Genomic DNA, 26861 nt, shown 5'->3' on the forward strand with positions numbered 1-26861 from the left:
GTGGCAGCGCTGTAGCCGGTTTCGCCGAAAGCGGAAAAATAGGCGAAGGCGCACATAGCTTTTCTGAAGTTTTTATGTGAAAACATCGCGTTAGCTTGTGTCTTCGAAGGCACGACCTCAATTCGCGACGGAATAAAGTGGAACGCAAAGTCAATCTCAAGGATGTCGCGCGCGACGCGGACGTTTCGCTGAGCACGGCCTCGCACGCCCTGAACGGAACCGCGTCACTGACGATAGAAGTGCGCGAACGGGTTCTGGATTCGGCCAAACGCCTGGGTTACCTCGACCGTCGGCGAAAGAAGGCGACGATTGCGACGTTGCGCGTTCTGCTGCTCGCCATTCCCGACGATGCCGCGCCGGAGAGCGACCTCAACCTGGTGAGCTGGACGATCCTTAACGGCCTTCGAAGGGAGTGCGAGCGGCGCGGCATCCGGATCGTACCCTTCGTCAGCACCGGACGGCGGATCGACGGCGCTCATGTCCGGCAGATCGCGCTTTCCGAGCGTGCCGACGGCATCGTGGTCCTCAACGACGATCAGCCGGAACTCATCCGCAGTCTCGCCTCCCCCGATATGCCTGTTGTCATCGTCAACGGCGAGGATCCCGCCATGCTGGTCGATACGGTAACGCCCGAAAACCGCTTCGGCGCACGGCTCGGCATCGCGCACCTGCTGGCGCTCGGGCATCGCCGCATCCTGCACCTGACCTGGAAGGGCCGCACGACGATCCAGCGGAGATATGACGGCTTTTCCGATGCCTATTTCGCTGCCCAGCTTGCCGTACCGGACGATATGATTCTGGAGGCCGAGGGATATGAGCCGAGGCATGGCGAGGCTGCCATCAATGCCCTGCTCGATCGCGATCCTACACTGAAAGGGGCGACCGCTGTCTTCTGCGCAGCCGACAATCTGGCGCTCGGCTGCCTGAAGGCCTTGGCCGATCGCGACATACGCGTGCCGGAAGCGATATCCGTGCTCGGCTTCGACGATATCGTCCCCGGGGAATTCAGCCGTCCGCCGCTTTCAACGGTCAGCGTTCCTACCGACAAGCTCGGCGCTGCCGCCCTGGCGCTCATCGAACAGAGGCTGATCGCCAACGACCCGCAGCGGCCGGCCCATCGCCTGGAACTCGGATGCCATCTCGTCCTGCGCGGCAGCGTCGCGCCGCCGCGCTAAAAAACCTATCGAAGGGTTTCCGGATCTCGAGAAGCTCGAAAGCCTATAGCAAATTTGATTCGTGCGGCGCGCTCTAGTCCTTTGTTTTTACGCATGTCGTTGTCCCGGAACCACTGCACACTTCAGGGCGACATGCATTAAATTAACGCAAGCGCTCTGCCCGCAAGCGCGTATCCCGCGGGCTTTCACCAAAAGTGCTGCGGTAGATGATGGAGAATCTGCCGGCGTGACCAAAACCCCATATCGCACATATGTCGCGGACGGACCGCTGGTTCGTTGGATCCCGCAGTTGCTCGCGGGCTGCCTGCAGCCGGATGGTGCGCAGGTACCCAGCCGGCGAAGTTCCCCTGAATGCCTTGAACCCCGTCTGCAGCGCGCGAAGCGACACGCCGACGTCATTTGCAACCACCGTCATCGTGAGAGGCGCGGCGATATTGGCATGCATATAGTCGATGGCACGCCGGACATGCCAAGGTGCAACCAGCGACACCTTCTTCTTTTCCAGCTGGCCGGAAAGACGGTGGTGGCCAAATCGGATCACAAGGTGAGCGAGGGTCTCGCTCATCGTCGCCATGGCGAGAGGTGAGGACAGAAGCGGACCGCCGTTGCGCATGCCTTGGACGATTGTCTGAAGCAGATTGCCGATGAGTTGGCCCGGCTGTGTCGCAAGATCCAGAACGGGCTCAAGGTCGAGCGACTCGGAGAGCGGCGTATCCATAAGTGAAACAAGCATTCGCTTCACGACTTTCCAGTCGAGGAAGAGTACATCCGAAGCGTGCGGACCTTGGACGAAACGATCACCGGCCTCATGGTTGTTGGCCATGAGAAGATGACCCGCCCCACTTTCAACCGTCCTTTTTCCAATGGACACTCGAAAGGATCCGGTATGCGGAAGATAGAAGGCAAGGTGTTGCGGGCTTTCATCGAGCGTTCGAACTGTCCAGGAACTCTGAAAGGCGGAGTGAAGGACTGTGAACCCATCACCTCTTCTCAAGTCGGCCGCCCAGGCGAAGTTTCGATCGCTGCCTAGCGGCTGTGCGGCGAAAACCCCATAACCGGCCGAAAGTGTTTGAACCATCGATTCAAAGTCGCGGCCTTGATGCGTCGGTGCGAACCCATAGTCCTCGCGCTCAGGAGCGCGCGCCGTATTGTCGTATCGCGAGGAAATCATGCAGCTCGATCCTCTCTTTCAGCACCCGCCTCCCGCATGTCCGAGCGTTCCATCTCGCTCGAGCTTGCAGTGATGGCGAATGGGTTCTTCCAAACGCACGGACCCGCTTTTCAAGTCCCTAAAATGCGCTCATCTCGGCTGGCTTGGCCAATCTCGATGAGCTAAGCAAGCTCGGCAAACGGGGGATCGGATCCCCTGATTTGACAGAAGCAACACGCGCCTGCAATGTGCTTCACACTCACAGTGTAAATCAAAACGATCTGCAAATGAAGTATGATCCGCTAGAACATGTTGCCGCGCATTTTTTGCGCGATGCACAACCGGCCCGAGTCGCGTCCCGCAACGAACGGGACCTCTTGCGGCTGATCTGGAAATCTCCAGGGATTGAGCGCTCCGACCTGACCGAGCCGCTCGATCTCACCCAGCAATCCCTGCACCGGATCGTCGCGCGGCTTCATGAGCGAGGAATGATCGTCTTTTCGCATTCTGAAGGCCGGCGAGCGGGTCCACCCAGCCCTGAGCTGACCCTTCGAAAGGACTGGTGCCTGACACTCGGAATCTCGGTCAACGTCGGCTCGATCGGCCTTTGCCTCATGGGTTTCGGGGAACCTTCGGAAAACCTGGAAATCCAGCAGGCGGGCACTTCGCTGTCAGCTGAACTGAAACGGATCGAAGAGGCGGTCGAAGACATTCTGGCTCGCCGGGGCGCCAAACGCCGCGACATTCTCGGCGTCGGCCTGGCGGTCGCCGGCCACCGCATGCTGGAGACGGCATTCAATTGTCCTCTCCCACTCGCTCATTGGTCATTGATCGACCTGGCCCCTTTGCTCGGGAAGCAGCTTGGCTTGCCGGTCTGGGTAGACAATGTCGCCAGGACCGCAGCTTTGGCGGAAGCGATCTTCGGCGTTGGCCGTGATGCCGCGGATTTCGCTTATATCGCCCATCTTCACGGGTATGGCGGCGGCCTGGTTTCCGGGGGCATGCCGTTTCGCGGCAGTTTCGGTAACGCCGGTGAATTCTCCGTTCTCTTCGCGCGTCAGGACTACGACGACCGCCCTGCACTCGGCCAATTGCTTGAATATCTTCGCAGCAAAGGGCGCTCCGACTTAACCCTCAAAGATCTGAAGAACGAAGACCTGGTGCATTGGGAGGGCGTTCGCGAATGGATCGACCGCGTCACCCCAGCCCACAATCGCGCCATCAATGCGATCTGTGCGATATTCGACCCAGCACTCATTGTCCTTGGCGGCGAGCTTCCGCATTCGCTTGCGAGAATGCTTATCGAGCGGACCGAATTCAATAATCTGCCTCGGCACGGCGTCTTGCGCGACGTTCCCAGCCTTGCCGTGGCACAGATCATCGATGCCCCAGGCGCAATCGGCGCGGCCTTGATCCCGCTATTCGAAACGGTTTTGTGATACCTTTGCCAGCAGCGCCTGGATGACGGAGAACTCCGAGACGTTGCCCAAGGTTTTGAAGGGGCCCGCGCGATCAAGCCTGTCGTGCTTGTCCGGCTCTACTTCCCTTCAATCTGAGCCTGCCCGATCAAGGAAATACTGCTCGATCCCGGCATCGTCGTTTCCTACGAGACCATCCGCCGATGGTACCGAAAACGCGGCCCCGATTATGCCCGTCGCTTGCATCACAAGGCGCCGGCGAAAGATGATGTCTGGCACCTCGAAGCCGTGGTGGAAGCTCAGCACTCTGTGGAATGCCCTCCACGACCACCTACAGGTTTTTCACCAGGTGCATTCATTCCCGCCAGGTGAGGACTATTCCTCCGCGCGCCGCGGTGGAACGCCTCGGGGACGAGCAGAAAAAGGCAGTCGATGGCGCACTCAAAGCGCTCGGCGTCTATTGACCGCTTGCGGTTCACGCGGCCCGTCTGGTTACACAGGGCGCGATTTATGGGCGGATCTCAATCTTGACGATGCCCGGCCCCGGAAATATCCGGATCAGGAGAGTGTTCCGACGATTGCGGAACTGCCGATAGATTGTTTGAAGTCTATCAAGGACATCGGCTTGCCGTAGAGATAGCCCTGCCCGGTGCAACAACCCAGCGTTTTCAATACGGCAGTCTGTTCTTCCGTTTCTACACCCTCCGCGACCACCTCCATACCCAAAGCATTGGCGATCAGAATGAAGGCCGTCACCAATTCCTTACCCCGCGATTTGCTATCCATTCCGCTGATGAAAGACCGATCAATCTTCAAGACATCGACCGGGAAGCGGTTGAGATACGCCAGCGCCGAATGACCGGTCCCAAAATCATCGATGGCAATCGAGACCCCCAGGGTGTGGAGTTGTTCAAGGGTTTCTTGAACGCAAGCTTCGTTCTCCAGAAGTAGGCTCTCGGTGATCTCGCACTCGATCCATGCCGGGTGACAATCGGTCTCCTCCAGCGCGTCCCGTACGTGGCTGGCCAGATCGTTCTTAATAAACTGACGGGGTGATAGATTAACAGCGATCTTTATCGCGTCTTGGCGCCCCTTGTTCAGGATGGCGGCGGTTTGCGCTGCGTTGCGGATCACCCAGCGACCGATGTCAACAATCGTGCCATTGTCTTCAGCAAGTGGTATAAACGAGGCAGGCATCAACAAACCAAATTCCGGATGTCGCCAGCGCAACAATGCCTCGGCTCCAATGACATGTCCCGTTTCGAGTTTTACCTTCGGCTGGTAGGCAAGTTCCAACTCGTTGTTGAGGCAAGCGGTACGAAGCGCGTTCCCCAGTCTCAGCTTCAGCTCAGTCTTCTCCGCGAGTGCCTCGTCATAGAACTGGAAATTGTTCCGCCCGCGGGCCTTGGCTTGGTAGAGTGCAGCATCCGCATGGGCGAACAATTCATCTGCCGTTTTGCCTTGATCGGGATAGGCAGCAACGCCGATGCTGGCCGAAATGAAGAGATCCTCGCCGGCTATTCGGAATGGCGGCGACAACGAAGCGAGTAGGCGTTCGGCAATATCCGCCACGGTCCGACGGTCTGGCAAGCTTTCCAGAATGACGGCGAATTCGTCGCCGCCGAGACGCGCAAGCATGTCGGCTTCGCGCAGACAGTCGCAAAGCCGAGCCGAGACGCCGCATAAAAGCTGGTCTCCCGCCAGATGCCCGAGTGTGTCGTTGACATCCTTGAAATTGTCTAGATCGATAATGATGAGGGCAAATATCGCTTGGTCGATACATGCACGGTTCAGAGCGCTTTCGCATCTGGAATTGAACAACGCGCGGTTGGGAAGCGCCGTCAACGGATCCGAAAACGCAAGCTTTTGTATCTTCTGATGCTGTTCGACCGTTTGCGTTATGTCGCGCAGTGTACCCACCATGCGCAGCGGCCGGCCGCTGTCATCGCGCTCGACGACCTTGCCGAAGTCATCGATCCATTTGTAGGTTCCATTCTTCTGCAATATACGCAATTCGCACTTGTGAAATGCTGTTTCACCTTCCAGATGAGCGCTGCGGGAGAGCTGATAAGCCGGCCGATCCTCGGGATGAATAAGCGCCAACCATGCCTCCTCCGTCTTGATTTCGGTGGGGCCGATGTCGAGAATTTCGCACGTGCGCTCCGAGTAGAAGCCGAGATCGGTTTGCGCGTTCCATTCCCACACACCGATGCCGGCACTGGTGACCGCGAGATCGGCACGAAGCTCGGACGTCTGCAGGGCCTGCTGCGCCGTGCGTAGCTCGGTCATGTCTTGAGCGAAACAAAGGAAACGCAAGTCTTCAGTCGGCCGCCGAATGTCCCCCGAAATCGTCGCAACTTCCAAGCGGGCGTCGATCGCTCTACCGTCACGGTGGATATATTGCTTCATCAGTGTTGCCCTGCCACCTCCCGCTTCAATGCGTTGAAACATTGCAGAAAGATCGGCGCTGACATCGCCAGCAACCGAGATGTCACGATTATTTAGACCCACAATTTCATGCCGTTGGTAGCCAAGCATGCGGACAAAGGCTTCGTTGACTTCAAGATAGCGGCCATCGGAATTTAAGATAGTTGCACCGACCGGGCCAAATTCGAAGGCTTCGCGAAACAGCTTTTCAGACTGGTTCAAGGCTGCCTTCATTCGCTCCTGCTCGGTGATATCTTCGATGATGCAGAGCCCTTGCACAGGCGTTCCGTCCGGGTCAAAATCCGTATGAACAACGTGGCTTTTCACAAGTATTGCTTGGCCATCACGGCGAAGGTAACGTTTAACAAGAGTTGCCCGGCCGCCCCCTGCTTTGAGCTGCGATATGACTGTTTCGAGATCGTGATACCGATCCTCGATCGGGGTTAAGTCAACAAAAGTTTTGCCGATGAGTTCGCCACGCTCATAGCCAAGCATCTTGCACAGCGCCGCGTTAGCATCGACGAGGGTACTGTCGCCACTGTAAATGGCAAAGCCGATCGATGTGTTCTCGAACGCCGTGCGGAAAAAACGTTCTGACCGTTCGAGCTTGTCCTGCAAACGCTTCAGATCGGTGATGTTGTTGGCCTCGGGCATCAGGAACGCGACCTTGCCCTCGGCATCAAAAATTGGCGCAATGGAAATGTCGCTTGTCAAGAGTTCGCCGTTTGTTGCCCGCTGGACGATTTCGAAGCGCACCGTTTCACCGGTTGCGGCTCTGAGAACGGCTTCTTTGATTTTTCGGCGATCGTCGTCGTTCAGCCACCAGTGGCCTTCCCAAAAATGGAGACTGCTGGTTCCCTCCGGCGTCAGTCCGGTGAAGGCATATCCAACAGGATTAGTGAGGATGTTCTTGCCCTCAGGAGTCAGCAGGGCGACCAGCCTGCTGGTATTCTCAAAAATGCCACGGAATCTGGCCTCGCTCTCCTGCGATCCCAACTCTGCCGTCTTGCGTTGATGGATATCACGCATCATGCCGGCCATTCGAAGCGGGCGGCCCTCACCATCCCACTCAACAACCTTTCCATGCGTGTTGAACCAGCGGTAGGTGCCATCTGCATGCAGCATGCGGTGGTCAACATCAAGCACTCCACCTTGACCTTGGAGACGTTGACCAAACATGGCCTCATGGGCACCCCGCTCGTCGGGATGAACTCGGTTGGCCCATTCTTCGGAGGATAGCCCCTTATGCTGCGCCCGCAGTTCTTCCGAACCTAGTTGTTTAGTCCCGGCATTTGATGGTGCATTATTTTCCTTGGCATGGAGGGAAGCACTATGGGCCAGGTTCTACACGGGAGCGCCACGACGACAGAGGCAATCCGTCGAGCAATACAAAATAGTGAAGAGAGCCTGAGAACGCTTTCGAAGCGATACGGGATCAACCAGAAGACCGTAGCTAAATGGAAGAAGCGGACATCGTTGGCCGACCTTCCGACAGGCCCGAAGGCCCCACACTCGACGACCCTTTCCCTCGAAGAAGAGGCCGTCATCGTCGCCTTCCGCCGGCATACATTGCTGCCGCTCGATGATTGCCTCTACGCTCTTCAGCCGACCATCTCACATCTGACGCGATCGTCGTTGCACAGGTGTTTGCAGCGCCACGGCATTTCACGTCTGCTGGAGGTCGGAGGCGACAAGGAACCGAAGAAGAAGTTTAAAAGTTATCCCATCGGCTATTTCCACATCGATATTGCCGAGGTGCAGACGGCCGAGGGCAAGCTCTATCTCTTTGTAGCAATTGACCGAACATCCAAGTTCGCGTTCACAGAACTCTACACCAAAGCCGGCAAGATGAATGCCGCCCAGTTCTTGCGCAATCTGATCGCGGCAGTGCCCTACACCATTCACACCGTTTTGACCGATAATGGCATTCAATTCACCAACCGAGCTTGTGATCGAAATGCCTTCCAGCACATCTTCGACTGGGTCTGCGACGATCACAGCATCGAGCATCGCCTGACCAAGGTGAAGCACCCCTGGACCAACGGACAGGTCGAGCGGATGAACCGAACGATCAAGGAAGCGACCGTCAAGCGCTTCCACTACGACGATCATGCGCAATTGAAAAAACATCTGGCCGACTTTATCGACGCCTACAATTTCGGGCGCCGGCTCAAGACGCTAAAGGGCCTTACGCCTTACGAGTTCATCTGCAAACAATGGACTTTGGAGCCAGATCGTTTCATCATCGATCCGATCCATCAAATGCCGGGACTAAACACCTAGTCCAAGAAGTTCCAGGCAATTTTCGATATGTGTTGCCTCGCCTCGAACGACATCCCATTCCCAGATACCGATTTCAGCTGCCTCGAGAGCAAACTGGCGAAAGGTGTTGATCTCCTGCTTTCGGCGTAGCGAACCAATGGGCGTGGCAATAGCCGACGTCGCATGACTATTCTTCCTGAAGGCGATACCGGTCAATCTGGTGATAGGTTCAGATTGGATATTGGCAAAACAAAGAAAGCTTATAGTGCTGGTGTCCTCGCCGGCTGATATCAGCACATCCAGCTGGTATCGATCCTCCGGAATTGTCATTTTGGACGAGATCGACTTTGCCCAGTCAGCCAGTCTCTGGCGGCAGTCACTAACAGCCATGCCTTGCGATACTGCGTTTCGCACCGACCAGAGGCCTTCAATCTCCTCGGACCACCAAACATTGCCTGTTGTAAGATCAACTGCCCAAGCGCCATACAACGCGGGCGACCTGGGTTGGGCTGGAGCGGCAATCACATTGTACACCGGGGAAGAAGGCGCAGATTTGCTCGACCGCATTTTCATCGCAGATATTCCGCCAGGAAGGCTGCGGCGGCACAAATAGCGATCGCTGGCCTACTTGCGTAGGTTGAATCGATGTAAGAATATTGAAGCGACATCATCTTTTCAGCTTTCCCGTGTGAGACAGCACAGCAAGACATCATGTCTTCCTCGATCTAGAGGCAATATGTTTCACCAGGGGAGTTCATTCCGCCGGAGATTTTAATAGGCGCCCCCCCGTGCCGGGACCCATTGCTTCTTATCTGAGAGATGGCTCGGGCAGATGGCACGCCCCAATACGATCTCTGGCTATCGCCTTCTGTCTTAGAAGAGTTTGGTTTCATTAACGAATCCTATGATTTAACAGGCGGCATACATTTAACTGCGTAAATCGGTACAGCGCTTCGTGTTGTGGATATTCAATGGTGTTTTGGTATCCGACAGGTTTCCTCCGTAGGTAGACCGGTAAGCTGCAGAAATGGAACAATCTCCATTTCTGGCAGATTGCTTTCACGGACTCCTGGTTCGACGGGTCGAGCAAGTCGCTTGGTATGGCGCGTGATCCAAGGGTCTGCAGATAAACTGCTGGGGTCGTTTCCCTGAAGCTGCCAAACCTCATTTCGAGCGCCCGAGCGGGGACGCCGATGGCTTCAGCGACTGTGCAGCCGCTCGGGGACAACGACGTGCTCAAAAACGATGAGCTAACGCGCGTCGCATGAATCAAGTTCGATACCACGCGCTTCAGATATTGATCCCCGCATACAAGGCGAGGCGGCCCAGGCGATCAAGCCTGAGCCGCTCCTATCCAAAGCGGGAGGCTGGAGACGCCCCGCGCTGCGATGCCGATGTCAGAACTCGGCCCATTCTTCCTGTTTCACAGCCACGTTGCCGCGCGGGACCGGACGGTTGGCGCTGACGCTGCGTGTCGGCGACGCCATGGCCGAAGCGGTCTTGCGGAAGGCTGTAGCTTGGTAGGCGCCGCTGTCGCCAAGCTGGAACCGGCCGATCAGATCGCGAAGGCGGCCGGCCTCGGTGGCAAGGGTTGCGCTCGCCGCGTTGCTTTCCTCGACCATCGCCGCATTCTGCTGCGTCACCTGATCCATCTGGTTGACAGCGGTATTGACCTCCGAAAGCCCGAGGGACTGTTCCTTCGCCGATGTGGCGATCGCATCCATGTGCTGGTTGACCGTGACAATATAGTCCTCGATCGTCTTCAGCGCCTGGCCGGTTTCGCTGACGAGCCTGACGCCGCTCTGCACCTCGACCGAGGAGTTGCGGATCAGGTCCTTGATTTCCTTTGCCGCCTGAGCCGATCTCTGGGCAAGTTCGCGTACTTCCTGCGCGACGACTGCAAAGCCCTTGCCGGCATCGCCGGCACGCGCCGCTTCCACGCCGGCGTTCAGCGCCAGCAGGTTTGTCTGAAAGGCGATCTCGTCGATCACCCCGATGATGTTGGAAACCTGATTAGAAGACTGCGCGATCTTCTGCATGGCATGGACGGCGTCCGCAACGACCTTGCCTGATTGAACAGCGCTGGTATTGGCCTGCACCGCCAGCGTGCGGGCTTCGTCAGCGCGTTTCGAGGAACTCGAAACATTTGCGGTGATCTGATCGAGAGCGGCGGCGGTCTCCTCAAGCGAGGCGGCCTGCTGCTCGGTGCGCTTGGCAAGGTCCTGAGCACTGATGCTGATCTCACGCGTGCCACTATCGATCTGGCCGGTTGATTGAGCGACTGCACGCAGGGTTTGCTGAAGCTGCGCCACGGCTGCGTTGAAGTCGGCCCTCAGGCTTTCGAAATCCGGCGCGAAAGACTGGCTCAGCTGGAAGCCGAGGTCTCCGCCTGCGAGATGCTTCAGACCGTCGGCAAGACCTGAGGTCGCCTGCGCCATCTGCTCGGCGCGCAGCCTGTCGGCCTCAGCCTTGTGACGGCGCTCCTCTTCGGACATGTTGCGGTTGGCTGCAGCCTCTTCCTCCAGCCGCTTATTGGCCAATGCGTTGGCCCGGAACACTTCGACGGCGGCCGACATTTCGCCGATCTCGTCGCCGCGGTCGGCGCCGGGAATATCGAGGGCGAGGTTGCCGCCGGCGACGGCGGCCATGGTTTCGGTCAGGCGGCGGATCGGCCGCACGATCTGCCCGAGGCTGATAGCGGTTGCGATGGCCAGCGAGATCAGCGCGGCGATCACCAGTACGACATAGCTCGTCGAGATCGTCGCGTTGGTCACGTCGCTCGCGGCATCGTTCTTCCGTTTCAGCTCGACCTTCGCCCAGGTGTAAAGCTCGGTTGCATCCGCGTCGAAACTCCGTCTCGCGGGCTTGAAACTGTCGGTTGCCAGCTGCAAGGCTGTAACATTGTCGCTCACCATCGACGCCTTCACGATGGGCGGCGTCGTCGCCTGCAATGCGCGAAGATCCGATTTGAGTTCGTCGAATCGTGCCTTTTCGTCCGGATAGCGGCTTGCAGCATCATCGATGAATCCAGAGGTTTCATCAAACACCTCCGCCAGCTCGCTTTCCGACTTTTTCATGCTGTCCACATCCGGCTCAGCAATGAGGCGATAGAGAACGCGGCCGATCGCGTCGGAATTGCCGGTAATTTCCGCCAGCTTATTCGTTCCGCTTGCATCGACGTCCAGGAGCGCGCTGTAGGTATCATCAATCGACCGCAGGTTCGACGAGACATAGACGCTGACCCCAGCCCCGACGAGGACGATGAAAATCGTCAATCCCAGCAGTTTCGGGCCAATTTTGAGAGACTTCAGTGAGATCATAATATTGTTCCAATGTGGTGTGCGTGAGCTATTTGATGACATCCAGAATCGTACCTGCTCGACATGCAGAGGTGACGGAAAAGCCCATCGGAAGCACGTATTCTTCGCTCCGAAATAATATATCGGCGGAATTATCGAATATCCGAACGATACGATTCGGAATTTCCGACACGGACAACCTGGCGTCTTTAACAATCCAGACGCGGATACTTACGATTCCAGGGAAATGACAGAAGTATTCGGCCGATCATGGCCGTATTATTGTTATGCCTGCCTGATACCAGAAATTGCATGCGAAAATTAAGATGGTGTAAACGATACAACAGTGTCGCCAACGGCGCTTTGTATTATGCGCATTTCGGATAGGCCTGTGTAATTCGTATAGCCTGACAGCAACGAAATTCGCTCAGAAAACAGGCATCGGCGTTGGCAGCCATGCGCAAAGATAAAGGCTTGAAGCGCGCCGGATCGATCAAGTTCGATGCGGCGCGCTCTAGCTGGCGAGGTGAGGTGGAATGCGGTCTTCAACGCTCGGGAGGATATTGCTCCACGTCTCCGGCCCCGATTTCGGGGTTGTGCGCCAAGTCGGTCACTTCATCCCCGTACCGGCAATGCCGGTGGTGATGTATTTCTGCAGGAACAGGAAGACGACGGTGACGGGCAGCAAGCTCAGGAACGTCATCGCCAGAATATAGTGCCACTGCACCGAGAACTCGCCCTGGAAGGCGTTAAGGCCAACCTGCAGCGTGAAATTCTCGCGGCTGTTGAGGACGATGAGCGGCCAGAGGAAATCGTTCCAACGCCAGAGCACCGAAAAAATTGCCAGCACTGCGAGCGCAGGCGCCGTCAGCGGCAGGATGATGCGCCAGAAGATGCAGAATTCGCTCGCCGCGTCGACGCGCGCCGCCTCGATCAGCTCATCCGGGATGGTCAGCATATATTGCCGCAGCAGGAAGACCGCCGTCGGAGAGGCGACCGTCGGCAGGATGACGCCCCAAAGATTATCGGCAAGCCCGACCCCGACGATGACGAGATAGGCCGGGACCATGACGACGGCGAGCGGGATCATCAAGGTCGAAATGATGATGACGAAAACCGTCGTGTCGCCGCGAAATTTGTATTTCGACAGCGCGAAGGCCGCCATGGCGTTGACGATCAGCGTCAGCAGCGTCGCAACCACGGTGACGAACACCGAATTCTTGAGGAAGGTCAGGAAGTTGAAGCGCGTCAGCGGATCGGTGTAGTTCTCGGTGGCGACCGTCAGATGCTGCACCGGCATCATCCCCTTCACGTCGACGCTGACGGGTGGTCCCGGATTTGCCGGATCGATCATTTGGGCCTTGAGGCCGATGCGCCTCACCATGGCCATTTCGCGCTGCTGGCCGTCGACGGTGACCTGCCAGAGGCTGAGCGGCTTGTCGAAGCCGGGCACGGTCCGCTCCACGGCGGCGCGCGGAAGCAGCGTTGGCGGAAAGCGGGTGATTTCGGCTGCCGGCTTCAGTGAGGAGAGGCCGGCCCAGACGACGGGAACGAGCACCGCGAGCGTGCCGCCGATCAGCCAGACCCATGACAGAATATCGGTGATGTCGATGCGTCCGGTCCGGCGCGTACGCGTCATGAAGCTGATCGGATTCATAGAGCTGTTCATCTCAGGACTCCATTCGCTTGCCGAGGCGCAGCTGGATGAGGGTGAGAACCAGAAGCACCAATCCCATGAGAACCGATGCGGCCGAGGCCAGTCCGAACAGGCGCAGGTCGCTGCTGAAGGCCATCTGGTAGATGTACTGGACGATGAAGCTGTTGGCCGTGCCCGGGCCGCCGCCATTGGTCAGAACCCAGGCCTCGTCGAAGATCTGCACCGATTTGATCATCAGCAGGATGAAGACGACGAGCAGGTTCGGGGCGAGAAGCGGCAGCGTGATCCTGAAGAGGGTGCGGCGCGGTGAAGCGGCATCGATCGATGCAGCCTCGTAAAGCTCCTTCGGGATCGCCTGGAGGCCGGCGAGCAGGATGAGGGTGTAGAAGCCCATATGGAACCAGACCGACACCACGACGACGAAGAAGCGCGACCAGCCGACGTCGAGCAGGAAGATTTCAGGGGGAACGCCGATCATCTGGAAGAAGGCGTTGAGCAGGCCGTTGCGATCGAGGAACCATTTCCAGATCAGACCGATGACGACGGGCGACAGCAAGACCGGATAGAAAAACATCGCCCTGAAGAAGCCGCGTGCAAAGATCGCCCGATTGAGGATCAGCGCCGTGATCAGCGCCACCAGCAATGTGGCGACGACGTTGAACCCCACGAACCAGAGCGTATTCCACACCGCCGTCCAGAACAGCGATTCCTGGCAGGTGCCCGGCTGCAGATAGTTGCCGCAGGAAAGCAGCGTGCGGAAATTGTCCAGGCCGACGAAGGGCCGCTCCGACACGAAAAGATTGGTGCCGCCGGTGAAGGCGTAGCCGACCGCGATCGCGATCGGAAGGAACGTGAAGATAGCAAACAGAACGAGATTCGGCGCCAGGAACAGCCATGGCATTCGTTTGCGACCGAAGATCCGCTCGATCACATTTATCGGGGCTTCGACCACCCTCATTGCCGTTTCTCCTGTCTGCGACAGCAATGCACCTGCTTTGAGAGCCGCCATATCAGCGCCTCCCCTGCCCGGGCCGCCGGGCGAAAGCCAGGCCGCTTTCGGGATCGAACAGATGAACCCGCCCCGGGGCGGCGTCGATCATGATGCAGTCACCCGGCGCCGGCGCGAAATGGCCGGGCTCATGAATGATGATCTGCTCGTCGTGGCCGGCAAGGTTGCCGTAGATATAGGTCTCGGTGCCGAGGCCCTCGTGATATTGGACGACGAACGGCAGGCCCTGCTCGCCGACGCGTGAAAAATGCGCGGGCCTAATGCCGGCAAAAACGGTTTTCCCGACTGCGATGCCGGCAGGATCGACATCGCTGACGATCTTGCCGCCGTTGTCGACATCGATCGCCACACCGCTTTCGCCGATAGCCGAGACCTTGCCCTTGATGATGTTCATGCGCGGCGAGCCGAGGAAGCCGGCGACGAAGAGATTGCACGGATGATCGAAGAGTTCCAGCGGCGCGCCGACCTGCTCGACCCGCCCGGCGCGTAGCACGACGATCTTGTCGGCCATGGTCATCGCCTCGACCTGGTCGTGGGTGACGTAGATCATCGTCGTCTTGATCTCGCGGTGCAGCTTGGTGATCTCCGCCCGGGTCTGGACGCGCAGCGCCGCATCGAGATTGGAAAGCGGCTCGTCGAAGAGAAAAATGTCAGGTTCGCGCACGATGGCGCGACCGATCGCCACGCGCTGGCGCTGACCGCCGGAGAGTTGCTTCGGGCGCCGGTCGAGATAGGGTTCGATCGCCAGCATCCTGGCCGCCTCGGCGATCCGCGCCTCGATCTCGACGCGTTTGAACTTCAGATTCTCCAGGCCGAAAGCGAGATTCTTGCGGACGCTCATATGCGGATAGAGCGCGTAGGACTGGAAGACCATGGCGATCTTGCGTTCGGCCGGCGACAGTGCGCTGACGTCACGGCCTCCGATCGCGATCGCGCCGGAAGTGACCTCTTCAAGGCCGGCGATGACGCGCAAAAGGGTCGACTTGCCGCATCCCGACGGACCGACGAAGACGACGAACTCGCCGTCCTTGATATCGAGTTCGACGTCGTGCAGGACCTTGACCGAGCCATACGACTTGTTGACGTTGGAAAGCTTCAGTTCTGCCATGCCCCACTCCCATCGGGTGTCGTCGTTTCGAAGACGACGTCTATTGCGTTCCAGCCTTGCGGCAGCGGTGTCGGCCTCGTAATCCGCACCTCGTTCATCAAAATTCCGGCAACCCCCGCCACGTAGACGGTCGGCATTCCTTCCGGATAGTCCTCAAGACCGATCACCCGCCCGTCCGCGCCACGCGTCCAGGCATTGGCGCGGCCGCCGCCGTCCGCCTTCGGGGCAAGATCGGCACCCGTCGGGCGCAGGTCGTAGGATTGCGCGGTGCCGAGTTGCCCTGGCTGCTGGTCTAGGCCGATGCGTCTCAGCAATACGTTGCGGATGCCGGCCGGCGCGGCCGCAATCACGGTGATCGCCCCTTGCATCTGCCCGCTGACGTCCTCGACGATCAGGTTCTCGATGGCGCCCGCGGGGCGCTCGGTGACACGGTCGACGACATTGACGGTCAGCGCCTCTCCGGAGCCCCAGAAGCCGTCGGGCGTCTCGTTGCAGTCTACTGCAATTCGCGAGAACCTCACGTTCGATATCCGGCCGCCGTCGCGGGAGAAGATGCCGAGCGCCCGGTTGGAAGATGAGATGCTGCAATCCTCGAACACGATGTTGGTGATGTCGCCATGCGTTTCCGTGCCGATCTTCAGCGCGCAGCTGAGGCTCTGAACGGCGCATCGGCGGACAAGAATATTCTCGCATCGGCCGATGGCGACACCATCAGGGCCGATGCTGGTCTTCAGGCAGATGCCATCATCGGCCGTCGAAATCTCGCAGTCTTCGATGACGGCGCCGCGGCAGGCATCGAGCACGATGCCATCCGTATTGGGAAGGCGGCGGTCGTTTTCGATGGTGACGTTCCGGACTGCGACATTCGTGCAGTCGACGAAGTGCAATGTCCACATCGGCGAGCGGCTGATATGGACAGAACTGATCTCGACCTCGTCGCAGCCTTCGAAGACGACGACGCGAGGACGGAATTCGGCCGGGATAAAGGTCCCCACCGTCTCGTCGTCTCCAATGATGAAGCTCTCGCAGCCGGCTTCGATGCGTCCAGGCCCGGTCAGGCTGATCCGCCGCGAGGCCCGCGCGACGATCATCCCGCGGTCCGATTTCTCGGCGATCACCGAAACTGTCGTGTGCCCGTAGGCGCTATAATCCGGAACGGGACGCAGGATCGCGCCGGCGGCCAGATGCAGGTCGATGCCGGATCTAAGCTGGAGCCCCCGGCAGATGTGGATACCGGCAAGCAGTTCCACCCGCCCGCCGCCGGAAGCCGATAGAGCATCGATCGCCGCCTGCAGGCGGGCCGTGTTGTCGCCATCGACCGCCTCAATCGAGACGAGGGATACCGCGCTCATTGGCGACGGCCGTTTTCGAGGATGACCTCGGTCAGCAACAGCATGGTCAGCGCTTGGCCGTAAGGCGTCGGCACGTTCGGGATGCGCCGGTAAAAATCGAGATCGTGGCCCATCGGCGTGCCGTCCGAGACGCCGTGGACCACGCCCTCTTCGTCGATCTGCGCCAGTACCGCCGCAAGCGCACGCTCCGCATACGCCTTGTCGCTCTCATCGAGAATGCCGGCATCGACAGCGCGCAATATGCCATAGGCAATGCCTGCCGTGGCCGAGGTTTCCAGCGGCGACGAGGGGTCATCCAGAAGGGTCGTGAACATTCCGTCCGGCCTCTGGTACTGCTTCAGCGAGCGTACCTGGCTGACGAGAACGTTGGAAAGGAAACGCCGGTCCTTTTCGCCGAGCGTCGGAACGAGATCGAAGAGCTCGGGAATGGCGACGGTGATCCAGGCATTGCCGCGCGCCCAGAAGGCATTGGCGAAATTGTGCCGGCCGTTGAAAGTCCAGCCGTGATACCACAGCCCGCTGACCGGATCGGAGAGATAGCGGGTGTGGATCACGAATTGATAGACGGCCTCGTCGATCCAGTCGCTGCGCTCGCAAAGCACACCGGCTCGGGCAAGAAACAGGCAGGCCATGAACAGCGTATCGTCCCACAATTCGCCCTCATTCAGGCGCTCCTTGACGACGTGCTGAAAGCCGCCCTCCTCGGTCTTCGGCAATTCCTTGACGAGCCATTCGGCCCAGTCCTCGACGAGCGCGCGGAAATCGGGGCGGTCGACGTGCTGGACGAGGATTGCCAGCGGCAGCATCGGCGCCGTGCTGTTGATCTGGCGCGGCGGCAGGCCGCGTTCGATCTGGCCGGCATACCAGGCGACGAGCTCCTCGAGCGCCTTCCGGTCATTGGTCGAAATCGCCCGCCGCAGGAAGCCGTAGAGGCCGACGCCGACTTCCCAGTCCCATTCGTCGAACTGGATCCCGGAGGTGGAGCTTCCGGTCACCAGACCTTCCTTGATGCCTCTGAGCCGGCTGAAAGCCGTCGCCACCCGATCGATCGTCGTCAGGAGGGCAGCGTTGTCGACAGATGTAGTGTTCATGCGGGAGAGCCCTATGCTTCAAGAGTAGAACGGTCCGTCAGTGCCGGCGCCGGAGGCCGCACTATCGTGGGTAAGGATCGGGTGCGGCTGATCATGCGTGAACGGCCGGGGCGTGCCGGCAATCGAAAGACCGTCGGCATAAGAGAGAGAGATCGCCGGGCCACCCGGCGGCGTCAGCGCAACGCATTGAAGCGCAGGATCGAAGGAAACCGCGGTCTGGCACAGGCGTTCGCGAAATGCCTTGAAGGCGTCGTCATTGCCGCTTCCAACGATGGCCGCCCAGCCGCAGATCGGCCCATAGGAGCGCACCTCACGGCCGGCCGTCGGCCCGTCGGTCACCAGTTCCAGCCCGTTCGAGGCCCAGAGAGCGGAGAATCCCCTACCCGATCGCGCGATGAGCCACTTGTCTTCGATGATGAGATCGTCGAGGCCGTCGCGGCCGATATAGGCGTGCGTCCAGGCATGCCGTGCGTCGCAAGTGTCTTCGATCAGCAGGGCGACGTCGCGATGCTGGGCAACGCGCGGCAGGATGCCGTTGCCGGCCCAATAGGACGGCCTTTGATTGCCCCAGGGGTCGTCCTCGCCAGGATGATTGACCCACAACCTCGCCATTGGATGGCCAGCCAGCCTGATATCGAGAACATGCTGCTGGTGCCCCTTCTGGCCGGTCTTGTGATCAACGACCGTCGAAAGCTGCGCTGCCTCGTTCTTGAACAGCACGAGTTTGCCGCTCTCGAGCCCCTGGCTGTAGCGCGCTTCGACGCTTCTCCCCCGCGAAAGCGCGGCAAGCTCGGTCAGATCGGCGGGCGGCTCGTAGCCGCCGGCGCAAAACATCGTCAATGCAGCTACACCATTGTTGAGCCAGCCGGTACCGAAAGCGACCTGAGCGAAAGGCGCGAGCTCGGTCAGCGGGCCGGCGCGCAATTCCTTGTCGTAAGCGCGGCCCTGCGAGCCGGCCGGAACGCCGGCCAGCGTGTGCAGGGCAATCATCCGGAAGATCAGATCGATCTGACCGCGGGCGCGATCGGCAATCTCGCTTTCCGCCCAGCGCTCCAATGCGAGCAGGCCGATGAAATCGATCGGGTAATAGGCTGCCGAATTCCACTCCGCCAGGCCATGAGCCTCGACGCTGTCGAACCAGCGCCCGAGGCGCGCGACGGCGAGCTCCGCCTGTTGCCGCCCCGTTCGTCCCGAAGCCGAGAATATTGCGTCGGGCAGCAGAAGTCCGGCCAGCAGCTGGCTTGTGTGGAAGCAGAGCACGTGGTTCTCACTCCAGAACCACATCGCATCATTGCCCGGCTCATCGACCCAGTAGCGATAGGAAAGAATGGAGTGTCGGATGCGTTCGACCGTCGCCTCGGGCATCCGGTCGCCATGGGCGCCGAGCAGCCACAAGAGCGGCACCATGATGAAATCCGAGCAATCCTCCCGTGCATCGATCGAGGCGAGCGTCGCATCGACGATGCGCTCGAAGCTTTGCTGGTCATGATGGCCGGTTTCCATCATCGCGATCAGGCGGCCGGCGCGGTTGGCGCCGAAGCGGGCGCTGTACTCCAACGCGCGGCGCTTGCGGGCGGCAAGCGACGTCTCGGGCGGCAACGGCGAAATGCTGCTCATGAAGGCGGCATCGATGACGCGGGTGACCGAACCAGGGCCGGAGCCGATCGTCATGTGGATGCCGTGATAACCATCCGCAATGCCGCAGACATCTTCGGCGGTCAGACGGCTCTGATGGGCGCGCAGGGTCAGTTTCGAATGGGCGAGAACGGGCCGCTCGTGGCCATGGCCGACGACCTTGAGTTCCACCGGCAGGTCGCGCTCCGGCGCCGTGTCGAAGATGATCTCCAGCGGCTGGTTGACAAAGACGTCGCGAGCCGGGCGCACGCCGCGCGAAAGCGCTTCCAGCTCGCGCACCTCGTCCTGATCAAGCGATACCGGCAGCAGCACTGAGACCGGCTCCTTATCCAGCATTTCGAGCTCGAAGAACCAGGTCGTGTCGCGCTCGGCGAGGTCTTCTGTATGGACAAGGATCTCATTGTCGCCGGCGTCGAGCGGCAGCACTATTTCAGTAGCGCTTTCCAGATTGCGCTTGAAGGGCTCGAAGCGTACCGCCTCCTCGCCGTTGACCCAGATGCGAACGCCGCCGCAGGTCTTGAGCGCGAGATTGAGCGTGCGCGGAGCTTGGGTCCTGAACGTGCCCTTCAGCCATCGCCTGACATGCGTTGGCACATGCCAGAAGCTGGTAAACTCGACGCGGCGGTTCGAACCGGGGAGATAGAGGCTTTCGGTCGGCCAGGACGTGTCGGCGATAAGCGCCCGCCCTACCATGGTCGACCAGAAGGCCTTGCGGCAGGGCAGGTCGCCGACATCGACGAAACCGTTGATGAAGCGATAGTTCACGCGATCTTCGGCGAGCGCCGGATCGCCGGGAAAATAGCTGGAAATGAGGGCCGAAACGGCCCATGCCGTTATCGTCTGGCCCTCGGCCACGCTGTATGCCGGCGCCATGTCGTCCGGCTGATTGATGCTTTCCGTTTTCACAGATCGCCTCCTCCGCAATCTAATGAAAATATTTTCATTAGCCTATTTGAGTGCGTAATTTTTGAAGATTGCCCAAAAACATCGCTATTCGCGTAGAAAATAGCTTGACGGGACGAATGTCAAGTATATGAAATTTGGTTATCGATGGCTAAGGCCGCGATTAATGAAAATGTTTTCATGGGAGGATGAAAATGAAAACCTATCTTTCAGGGGCTTTCGCACTGGCGCTTGCCACCGTTTCTTTTGCATGGTCGAGCGTAGCCATGGCCGAAACCCAGACGATCACCTTTCTCTTCACCGACGACGACCAGGCTTACGTCGAGCGGATGGAAGCGCTGAGCAAGGAATTCGAGACCGCGCATCCCGATATCAAGGTGAATTTCGTCTCGTCGGGCTATGATGCCGTCGCCAAGCAACTGCCGGTGCAGCTTGCCGTCGGCGAAGGCCCAGATATCGCCAAGATCACCGACTGGCAGCTGGCGCCCTACTACCTCGATATGCGCCCCCTGATGAAAGATCCGGATGGATTCGCCAAGCTGCACGGCGACAGCCTGAATACGCTTCGTTTCCCCGGCGTCAACGATCCAAACTCGATCAACGGCTATGTCGCGTCACAGACCTTCAACCTGCCCTTCGTCAACAAGACGCTGTTCGAACAGGCTAAGGAACCGCTTCCGAAGTCGACCGCCACCCTGAAGGACATCGTCGAAGCGTCCGCGCGCGTCGCCAAGGCGACCGGTGCCCAGATCCCCTTCACGATGGACCGCTCGGGCCACCGCTTTTCCGGCGCGGCCTTCTCCTACGGCTCCAACTACGTCAAGGACGGCAAGTTCGCCTTCCCCGACGATGCCGCCAAGCACTACATCACCGATCTCTACAACTGGACGAAGGACGGCTCTTTCCCGAAGGAAATGTGGGGAGCGGCCGGCGGAACCCAGTACAAAAACATGGGTGACGAGTTCGTCAACGGCAATGTCGTGACCTATATCGCCGGCAACTGGATGGTCAATCCGTTCCAGAAGAAGATCGGCGACGGCTTCGACTGGACGGCGATCAGCGCACCCTGCGGCGATGCCGGTTGCTATGCGATGCCGGGCGGCACCGCGATCGTCGGCTTCAAGCGCACCAAGTACCCGCAGGCCGTCGCCTCCTTCATCGAGTTCCTCGGCTCCGAAAAGGTCCAGCGTGAAATCGCCGAAAACTACGTCATCCTGACCGGCGCCGACATCAAGGACCCACAGTACAAGCTCGAAAGCAAGAACGCCAAGGACGCCATGGCCGTCTTCCTCGCAAGCCGCGACAGCGCGCCGAAGGCAGCCCGCGACCTGGAACGCCTCAAGGGATCCTCCGCCGTCTATCAGCTCATCGTCCAGCGCATGAGCCAGTTGATCGTCGGCGAGCTTTCCCTCGACGAGACCTTCAAGGCGATGGGTGCAGACGTCGACAAGGTCAACGTGGCGCTCGCCGCCAACAAGTAATCGGCCGCGCCTGCGCCCTCCGCGGAATGCGCGCTGCATCAGCCACGGTCTCGCAACAGGCCGTGGCTGATCGTTCTCTTGCTCTGCTCACATTGCCGTCCCTAACAGTTCGATCGATATCTAATTGTCGATGACCTGACCACGCCACGTCTTCCGATTGGGATAGCATCCCTCGCCGCCCTGTAACCTTCCCTCAGTAAAATCATCATCTGTCGCCCTAACAACAGCAATCGGCAGCGCGTTTCTCCTCCTCCGCTCCGATGGCGAGGCGTCGTGACACGAGCCTCGGGAGAGGCTATAGGCGTTGTCAGCCTGGGCCAGCCCGCAGGCGCCATGTCAAATCATAAGCGCCGGCAACCCGGTTATGTCCGGCGACCCAGCGGCTGTTTACCGTATAGAGGTGCATCTCCATGCCGATGGGTTCCGAGCATCCGCTGCGCAGGGAACTTCACGACGAGCTGCATGCACGGCCGTCGCTTTATTTCGAGGCCGACACCGACGTCTGGCACGTCGCCATAGTCGGTGAGAACGCCCCGCCTACGCTGCCGGCTTTCCTGCCGGGATTGGAAGACGTCTCCGCCACCCGTGAGGGTAACCACGGCATCGGCCGCTTCGGCGACGGCCGGTTGAAATGGGAGGCGCATACCGAGTTCCTGACCCTCACCTTCGTCGTTCCGGCATCCGCCGAACCCGGCAGCAACCCGCCTGAAGCCTTTCAGACCTGTTGCCGTCAGATCGACGGCAAGGTCATCGCAGCCGTTCGGGTGCTGGTGCGGGCCGAGATGGACGGACAGGGGCCGGAAAAACCAAAGCTCGATTATGTCGCCTCTCAGGTCGGCGGCGGCGACGCGGAGGTGCATTCGAACTTCCGCCTGACCGATAATGGTTTCGTGGAATTCCTATTCTTCAACCGCAGCCTCAACGCCTATCGCACCGGCCGGATGGTCCGGCGTTTCCTGGAAATCGAGACATACCGGATGATGGCGCTTTTGGCGCTGCCGAAGGCGCGCGAGACGGTCTCCAAGCTTTCAGCCTTCGACCAGCGCCTCGATTTGCTGATCACCCATATGCAGAGTGCCGTTAAAGTGGACAAGGCGCTGTTGTCCGAGGTGACCAGGCTCTCGTCCGATGTGCTCAACTTCTCGGCGCTCGCTCGCCACCGCTTCGGTGCGACGAAAGCCTATGCAGAGATCGTCGCCAGTCGGCTGTCCGAGCTCCGCGAAGAGCGGGTCGAGGGAAGACAACGACTGGGGACGTTCATCGATCGGCGCTTCCAACCGGCTGTGCGCTCGGTCTATGCGGCAGAGCGGCGCCTCGACGAACTGGCCGAACGCGTCAGCCTGGCCGGAGACCTGCTCAGAACCACCGTACAAGTTCAGCTCGAAGATCAGAACGCCTCGCTGCTGACGTCGATGGAAGAGCGGGCCCGCATCCAGGTGCACATCCAGCAGGCGGTCGAAGGCTTCTCGGTCATCGCCATCACCTATTACACCGTCGGTCTGGCGAAGATCTGCCTGGAAAGCATTTCCGAACTGGGAGTCGATCCACATATGGCAAAACTCGCCGTTCTCGCCGCCATCCCACTCGTGCTCTTCGCCGTCTGGACCGCGGTTCGTCACGTTCGCAGGAGTATTGCCGGTGCGCCGCACGGCCCGGCATCCGAAAGCCACTGACGCCGGGGCTGCCACACCGCGTCCACCGAAATAGGCGCCGCCGCCCATCCAAGGCGGCGGCGCTCCTAAATTATCTGCATCAGCAGAGGATCACGATGCCATTGCGTAATGGCGGTGGTCCGAAGCACGGCCGCTGCTCGTCCTGAACCGCAGCAGCAACTGCGCAAGGCCTTCGGTTTCCTGTGTCAGGCTCTGGGCGGCCGCCGTGGTTTCTTCGACCATCGCGGCGTTCTGCTGGGTCACCTTGTCCATCTGGTCGCCGGCGGCCGAAACCTCGCGCAGGCTCGTCGCCTGTTCGCGGGCGGCAACGGCGATCTCGGCCACGGTCGCATTCATCGCAGTGACCTGCTCGACGATCTGTTCCAGCGAGAGGCCGGATTCGCCGACCAGTTGGACGCCGGTCTTGACCTGTGCCGAGGAGGTGGAGATCAGTTGCTTGATCTCCCTTGCCGCATTGGCGGAGCGCTGGGCGAGTTCGCGGACTTCCTGGGCGACCACGGCGAAGCCCTTGCCGGCTTCACCGGCGCGCGCCGCTTCGACGCCGGCATTGAGCGCCAAGAGGTTGGTCTGGAAGGCGATTTCGTCGATGACACTGATGATGTTGCCGATCTTCGAGGACGAATTTTGGATCTCCGTCATCGCGTCGATGGCGCGGGACACGATCTCGCCGCCCTTTTCGGCATTGGTACGGGCCGTCGCCACGACAGCCTGGGCGCGGCCTGCGCCCTCCGCCGTGCCGTTGACACCGCGGGTGACGTCGCCGAGTGCGGCCACCGTTTCTTCCAGAGACGCTGCCTGCTGCTCGGTGCGGCGGGCGAGATCGTTGGAGGCCGTGGAGATTTCCGACAGACCGGACCGGATGGTGGCGACTGCGCGAATGACCGAGTCGACCGCTTCCTCGAGGCTCGCGACCGAATTGTTGAAATGATCCCGGATCCGGACGTAGCGATGGTCGACGTCGCCGACGCGGACGGTGAGATCGCCCTTCGACAACGCGTCGAGGCCAACGGAGATCTGACGGAAGGCATGTTCCATCACCTGCGCATCGCTGAGCCGCTCGGCCTCCTGGCGGAGCCGCTCTTCTTCGGCGGCCAGGCGAGCCCGTTCGGCATTGGCTTCGGCGATCAGCTTGGCGCGGCCTGTCTCCTGGAACACCTTCAGCGAACGCGCCATGGCCCCCAGTTCATGGCGATGCTCGACGCCCGCTATCGCGACCCCTTCCTCACCCCGGGCAAGCTGCTCCATCGACTGCGCCATGTTACGCACGGCCGAGGAAATCAGCCGGCCGACGAAGTAGGAAAGCACCAGGCCGATGACGATCAAGAGACCGCTGATGACCAGCGTCGTGCGGGTCGCGGAGGCAACCGTTGCGTCTACCGAACCATCCAGGGTCTTCTGTGCACCCGTGACAGTTGTCTGCAGGTCCCTGAAACCGCCTGATATTTTCGGCGCAAGCACGCTGAGCTGTGTCTGGCGGATGTTGCCCGAGGCCTGCAGGACGTCTTTCATGTCGCCGAGACGGGCGGTGTAGTTCTGCATGAGCTGGCCGGCGCCCATCAGGCGCTTCTTCTGCAGCTCGTTCTTCGCGGCCTTGGCGGCGGCCTCATTGAGGCTTACCGCTTCGGCGAGCGCTGCCTGCGCCGTGTCATAGGCCGCAAAATCGTTGGAATGCACGAAGCGCTCGGAGAAATAGAGGCTGCGGTTCAACGCCTCCAGCGTCGCCGCCGTCATCTGCAATACGGCCACATCGTTCTGGCGCCAGGCGCTTCGCACGACGTCGTTAAGAGCGATGCTGGTCCAGGGGCCGAACTCGGTGACCTTGGAGATCAAGGCGTCACGGCGGGCCTGGAGGGAAACGATCTGCTCGAAGGCCTTGCCATAGGCGGCAATGTCCTGGCGGATCGCCGCAAGGCCGGATTGCAGGTCCTTGTTGCCGGCAAAACGCGGGTCGTCGGCGTCGAACGCCTTCACGCCGGCACGGAAGCGGTCGACGACATCCTGCGTCGGCGTGGAGCGGAAAGCTTCAGCCGACATCTGAATCTCGTTCAGCTGGTCGCTGTAGTCCGATATGGCAAGGCTCTGGCCTGCCGTGGCGCGATAGGACGCGAAAATCGAGGCGAGCCCGTTCATGCCGGAGATCGCGCTGACGGTGAGCAGGCTCATCAGCAGGATCAACGGCACGAAGCCTGCGGTGATCTGCGCGCGAATACCGAATTTATTCCAGAAATGCAACATCATAGGCCTCTTTTGCTCACTGGCTCTTCGGCAGGTATTGGGCAATATTCTCAGGTGTGACGAGTTCGAAGGGCACGTTGTTTTCGCGCGGCACCTTTTCCTTGCCGATGAGCTTGACGGCAGCGTCGACGGCAGCCGCCCCCTGCCCAGTGGCGCTTTGCAGAATGGTCACATCGAGATCGCCGGCGACCATCGCGGCCAGTGCATCGTCGGTGGCGTCGACGCCGGCGACGACGACGTCCTTCATCGGGATATTGGCCTTCTTCATGGCGCGGATCGCACCGAGCGCCATCTCGTCATTGTTGGCGATAACAGCATCGAACTTGACGCCGGCCGCCAGCCATTCCTGCATTTGCTGATCGGCATAATCGCGTGACCAATAGGCCGCTTGCTGCTCGACGATCTCAAGGCCCTTGCATTCCGGCGTCGCGATGACATCGGCGATGTCCTGGGTGCGGGTGCGGGCGGCCACATGGAAGACCTCCCCCATCAGCACGACGACACGGCCCTTGCCCTTGAGGAGAGAGCACACTTGCTTCGTCTCCAGCGTACCGGAGTCTTTCTCATCGGAGGCGACAACCACTTGGTTGTCCGGCAAGTCCGAGAGATTGGAGGGCGTCGTGTTGATGTAGATCAGCGGAATGCCGGCATCCGCTGCGATCTTGGTCATTTGCGGCCCGAAATCACCATCAGACAGCATCATGATAATGGCATCGACCTTGTCGGCAACGAACTGCTGAACCTGCTTCTTCTGAAGTTCGTTGTCGCCCTTGGCATTCTCGGTGACAAGCTTGAGGCCTGATATCGTCTTCCCGTGCGAGACGACGCCGTTCAGAAGCATCTCTCTGAATTTGTCGAGATTGGTCATCGAAACCCCGATCGTCTGTGCATTGGCAACAGAGACCGATATCGCCAAGGCGATGGATGCAAGCGTGGCCGTTTTCATGAATTCCCCTGCGCAATTCGGACATGAATGCGTTATTTCA

Annotated in this window: 17 protein-coding genes; 5 read left to right on the forward strand and 12 right to left on the reverse strand. The window is 59.7% G+C overall.

Annotated elements, in window-relative coordinates; genetic code table 11:
• Positions 1-137 precede the first annotated feature (137 nt).
• On the forward strand, positions 138-1175 hold the full coding sequence (locus RCCGE510_RS26875; RefSeq protein ID WP_007635314.1) for a LacI family DNA-binding transcriptional regulator: 1038 nt from the start codon (positions 138-140) through the stop codon (positions 1173-1175).
• Between the two features lie 142 nt (positions 1176-1317).
• Here RCCGE510_RS26875 and RCCGE510_RS26880 read toward each other — a convergent pair whose 3' ends face one another.
• Positions 1318-2346: an AraC family transcriptional regulator gene (locus tag RCCGE510_RS26880; protein ID WP_007635322.1), complete on the reverse strand. Its 1029-nt coding sequence runs from the start codon at positions 2344-2346 to the stop codon at positions 1318-1320.
• Between the two features lie 266 nt (positions 2347-2612).
• Here RCCGE510_RS26880 and RCCGE510_RS26885 point away from each other — a divergent pair, with 266 nt between their 5' ends.
• The gene (locus RCCGE510_RS26885; protein WP_007635324.1) at positions 2613-3764 is read left to right on the forward strand and encodes an ROK family transcriptional regulator; all 1152 of its coding nucleotides are present in this window, start codon (positions 2613-2615) and stop codon (positions 3762-3764) included.
• 537 nt (positions 3765-4301) lie between these two features.
• On the opposite strand, the gene RCCGE510_RS26890 is transcribed toward RCCGE510_RS26885, so the two are convergent.
• On the reverse strand, positions 4302-7511 hold the full coding sequence (locus RCCGE510_RS26890; protein WP_346426507.1) for an EAL domain-containing protein: 3210 nt from the start codon (positions 7509-7511) through the stop codon (positions 4302-4304).
• On the opposite strand from RCCGE510_RS26890, the gene RCCGE510_RS26895 reads away from it, so the two are divergent.
• Complete coding sequence (locus RCCGE510_RS26895; protein WP_007635327.1) at positions 7503-8453, forward strand: IS481-like element ISRel12 family transposase; 951 nt, start codon at positions 7503-7505, stop codon at positions 8451-8453. The genes RCCGE510_RS26890 and RCCGE510_RS26895 overlap by 9 nt on opposite strands.
• Here the strand turns inward: RCCGE510_RS26895 and RCCGE510_RS26900 are convergent.
• The 8 genes from RCCGE510_RS26900 to RCCGE510_RS26935 all read right to left on the reverse strand — a co-directional run bounded on the left by RCCGE510_RS26900 (position 8442) and on the right by RCCGE510_RS26935 (position 20489).
• Entirely contained in the window at positions 8442-9005 is a 564-nt protein-coding gene (locus tag RCCGE510_RS26900; RefSeq protein WP_007635329.1) for a hypothetical protein, read from the reverse strand. The two genes, RCCGE510_RS26895 and RCCGE510_RS26900, sit on opposite strands and share 12 nt — an antisense overlap.
• A gap of 824 nt (positions 9006-9829) precedes the next feature.
• Entirely contained in the window at positions 9830-11752 is a 1923-nt protein-coding gene (locus tag RCCGE510_RS26905; RefSeq protein ID WP_007635331.1) for a methyl-accepting chemotaxis protein, read from the reverse strand.
• Positions 11753-12341: 589 nt separating this feature from the next.
• Positions 12342-13388 (reverse strand): carbohydrate ABC transporter permease, encoded by a 1047-nt coding sequence (locus RCCGE510_RS26910; protein WP_007635340.1) that lies wholly within the window; start codon positions 13386-13388, stop codon positions 12342-12344.
• Positions 13389-13401: 13 nt separating this feature from the next.
• Entirely contained in the window at positions 13402-14397 is a 996-nt protein-coding gene (locus RCCGE510_RS26915) for a sugar ABC transporter permease (RefSeq protein WP_007635342.1), read from the reverse strand.
• 1 nt (position 14398) lies between these two features.
• A complete protein-coding gene (gene ugpC, locus RCCGE510_RS26920) occupies positions 14399-15505 on the reverse strand; it encodes a sn-glycerol-3-phosphate ABC transporter ATP-binding protein UgpC (RefSeq protein WP_007635344.1) in 1107 nt (368 codons plus the stop codon).
• The gene (locus RCCGE510_RS26925; RefSeq protein WP_007635346.1) at positions 15493-16857 is read right to left on the reverse strand and encodes a glycoside hydrolase family 28 protein; all 1365 of its coding nucleotides are present in this window, start codon (positions 16855-16857) and stop codon (positions 15493-15495) included. The genes ugpC and RCCGE510_RS26925 overlap by 13 nt, the downstream gene beginning before the upstream one ends.
• Positions 16854-17948, reverse strand: coding sequence for a glycoside hydrolase family 88 protein (locus tag RCCGE510_RS26930; RefSeq protein WP_007635347.1), 1095 nt, complete (start codon positions 17946-17948; stop codon positions 16854-16856). The genes RCCGE510_RS26925 and RCCGE510_RS26930 overlap by 4 nt, the downstream gene beginning before the upstream one ends.
• A gap of 18 nt (positions 17949-17966) precedes the next feature.
• Entirely contained in the window at positions 17967-20489 is a 2523-nt protein-coding gene (locus RCCGE510_RS26935) for a hypothetical protein (protein WP_007635356.1), read from the reverse strand.
• A gap of 191 nt (positions 20490-20680) precedes the next feature.
• Here RCCGE510_RS26935 and RCCGE510_RS26940 point away from each other — a divergent pair, with 191 nt between their 5' ends.
• Together RCCGE510_RS26940 and RCCGE510_RS26945 are read left to right on the forward strand one after the other, a co-directional pair.
• Positions 20681-21967 carry an ABC transporter substrate-binding protein gene (locus tag RCCGE510_RS26940; protein WP_007635367.1) on the forward strand — a complete coding sequence of 429 codons (1287 nt, stop codon included), beginning with the start codon at positions 20681-20683 and terminating at the stop codon, positions 21965-21967.
• Positions 21968-22377: 410 nt separating this feature from the next.
• Positions 22378-23640 carry a DUF3422 domain-containing protein gene (locus tag RCCGE510_RS26945; RefSeq protein WP_007635369.1) on the forward strand — a complete coding sequence of 421 codons (1263 nt, stop codon included), beginning with the start codon at positions 22378-22380 and terminating at the stop codon, positions 23638-23640.
• A gap of 90 nt (positions 23641-23730) precedes the next feature.
• Here RCCGE510_RS26945 and RCCGE510_RS26950 read toward each other — a convergent pair whose 3' ends face one another.
• Positions 23731-25875: a methyl-accepting chemotaxis protein gene (locus tag RCCGE510_RS26950; protein ID WP_007635371.1), complete on the reverse strand. Its 2145-nt coding sequence runs from the start codon at positions 25873-25875 to the stop codon at positions 23731-23733.
• A 16-nt stretch (positions 25876-25891) separates the two neighbouring features.
• A complete protein-coding gene (locus RCCGE510_RS26955; protein ID WP_007635373.1) occupies positions 25892-26821 on the reverse strand; it encodes a substrate-binding domain-containing protein in 930 nt (309 codons plus the stop codon).
• Positions 26822-26861 lie beyond the last annotated feature (40 nt).

Origin of the sequence: Rhizobium sp. CCGE 510 (assembly GCF_000292525.1) — a bacterium.
Lineage (GTDB): Bacteria > Pseudomonadota > Alphaproteobacteria > Rhizobiales > Rhizobiaceae > Rhizobium.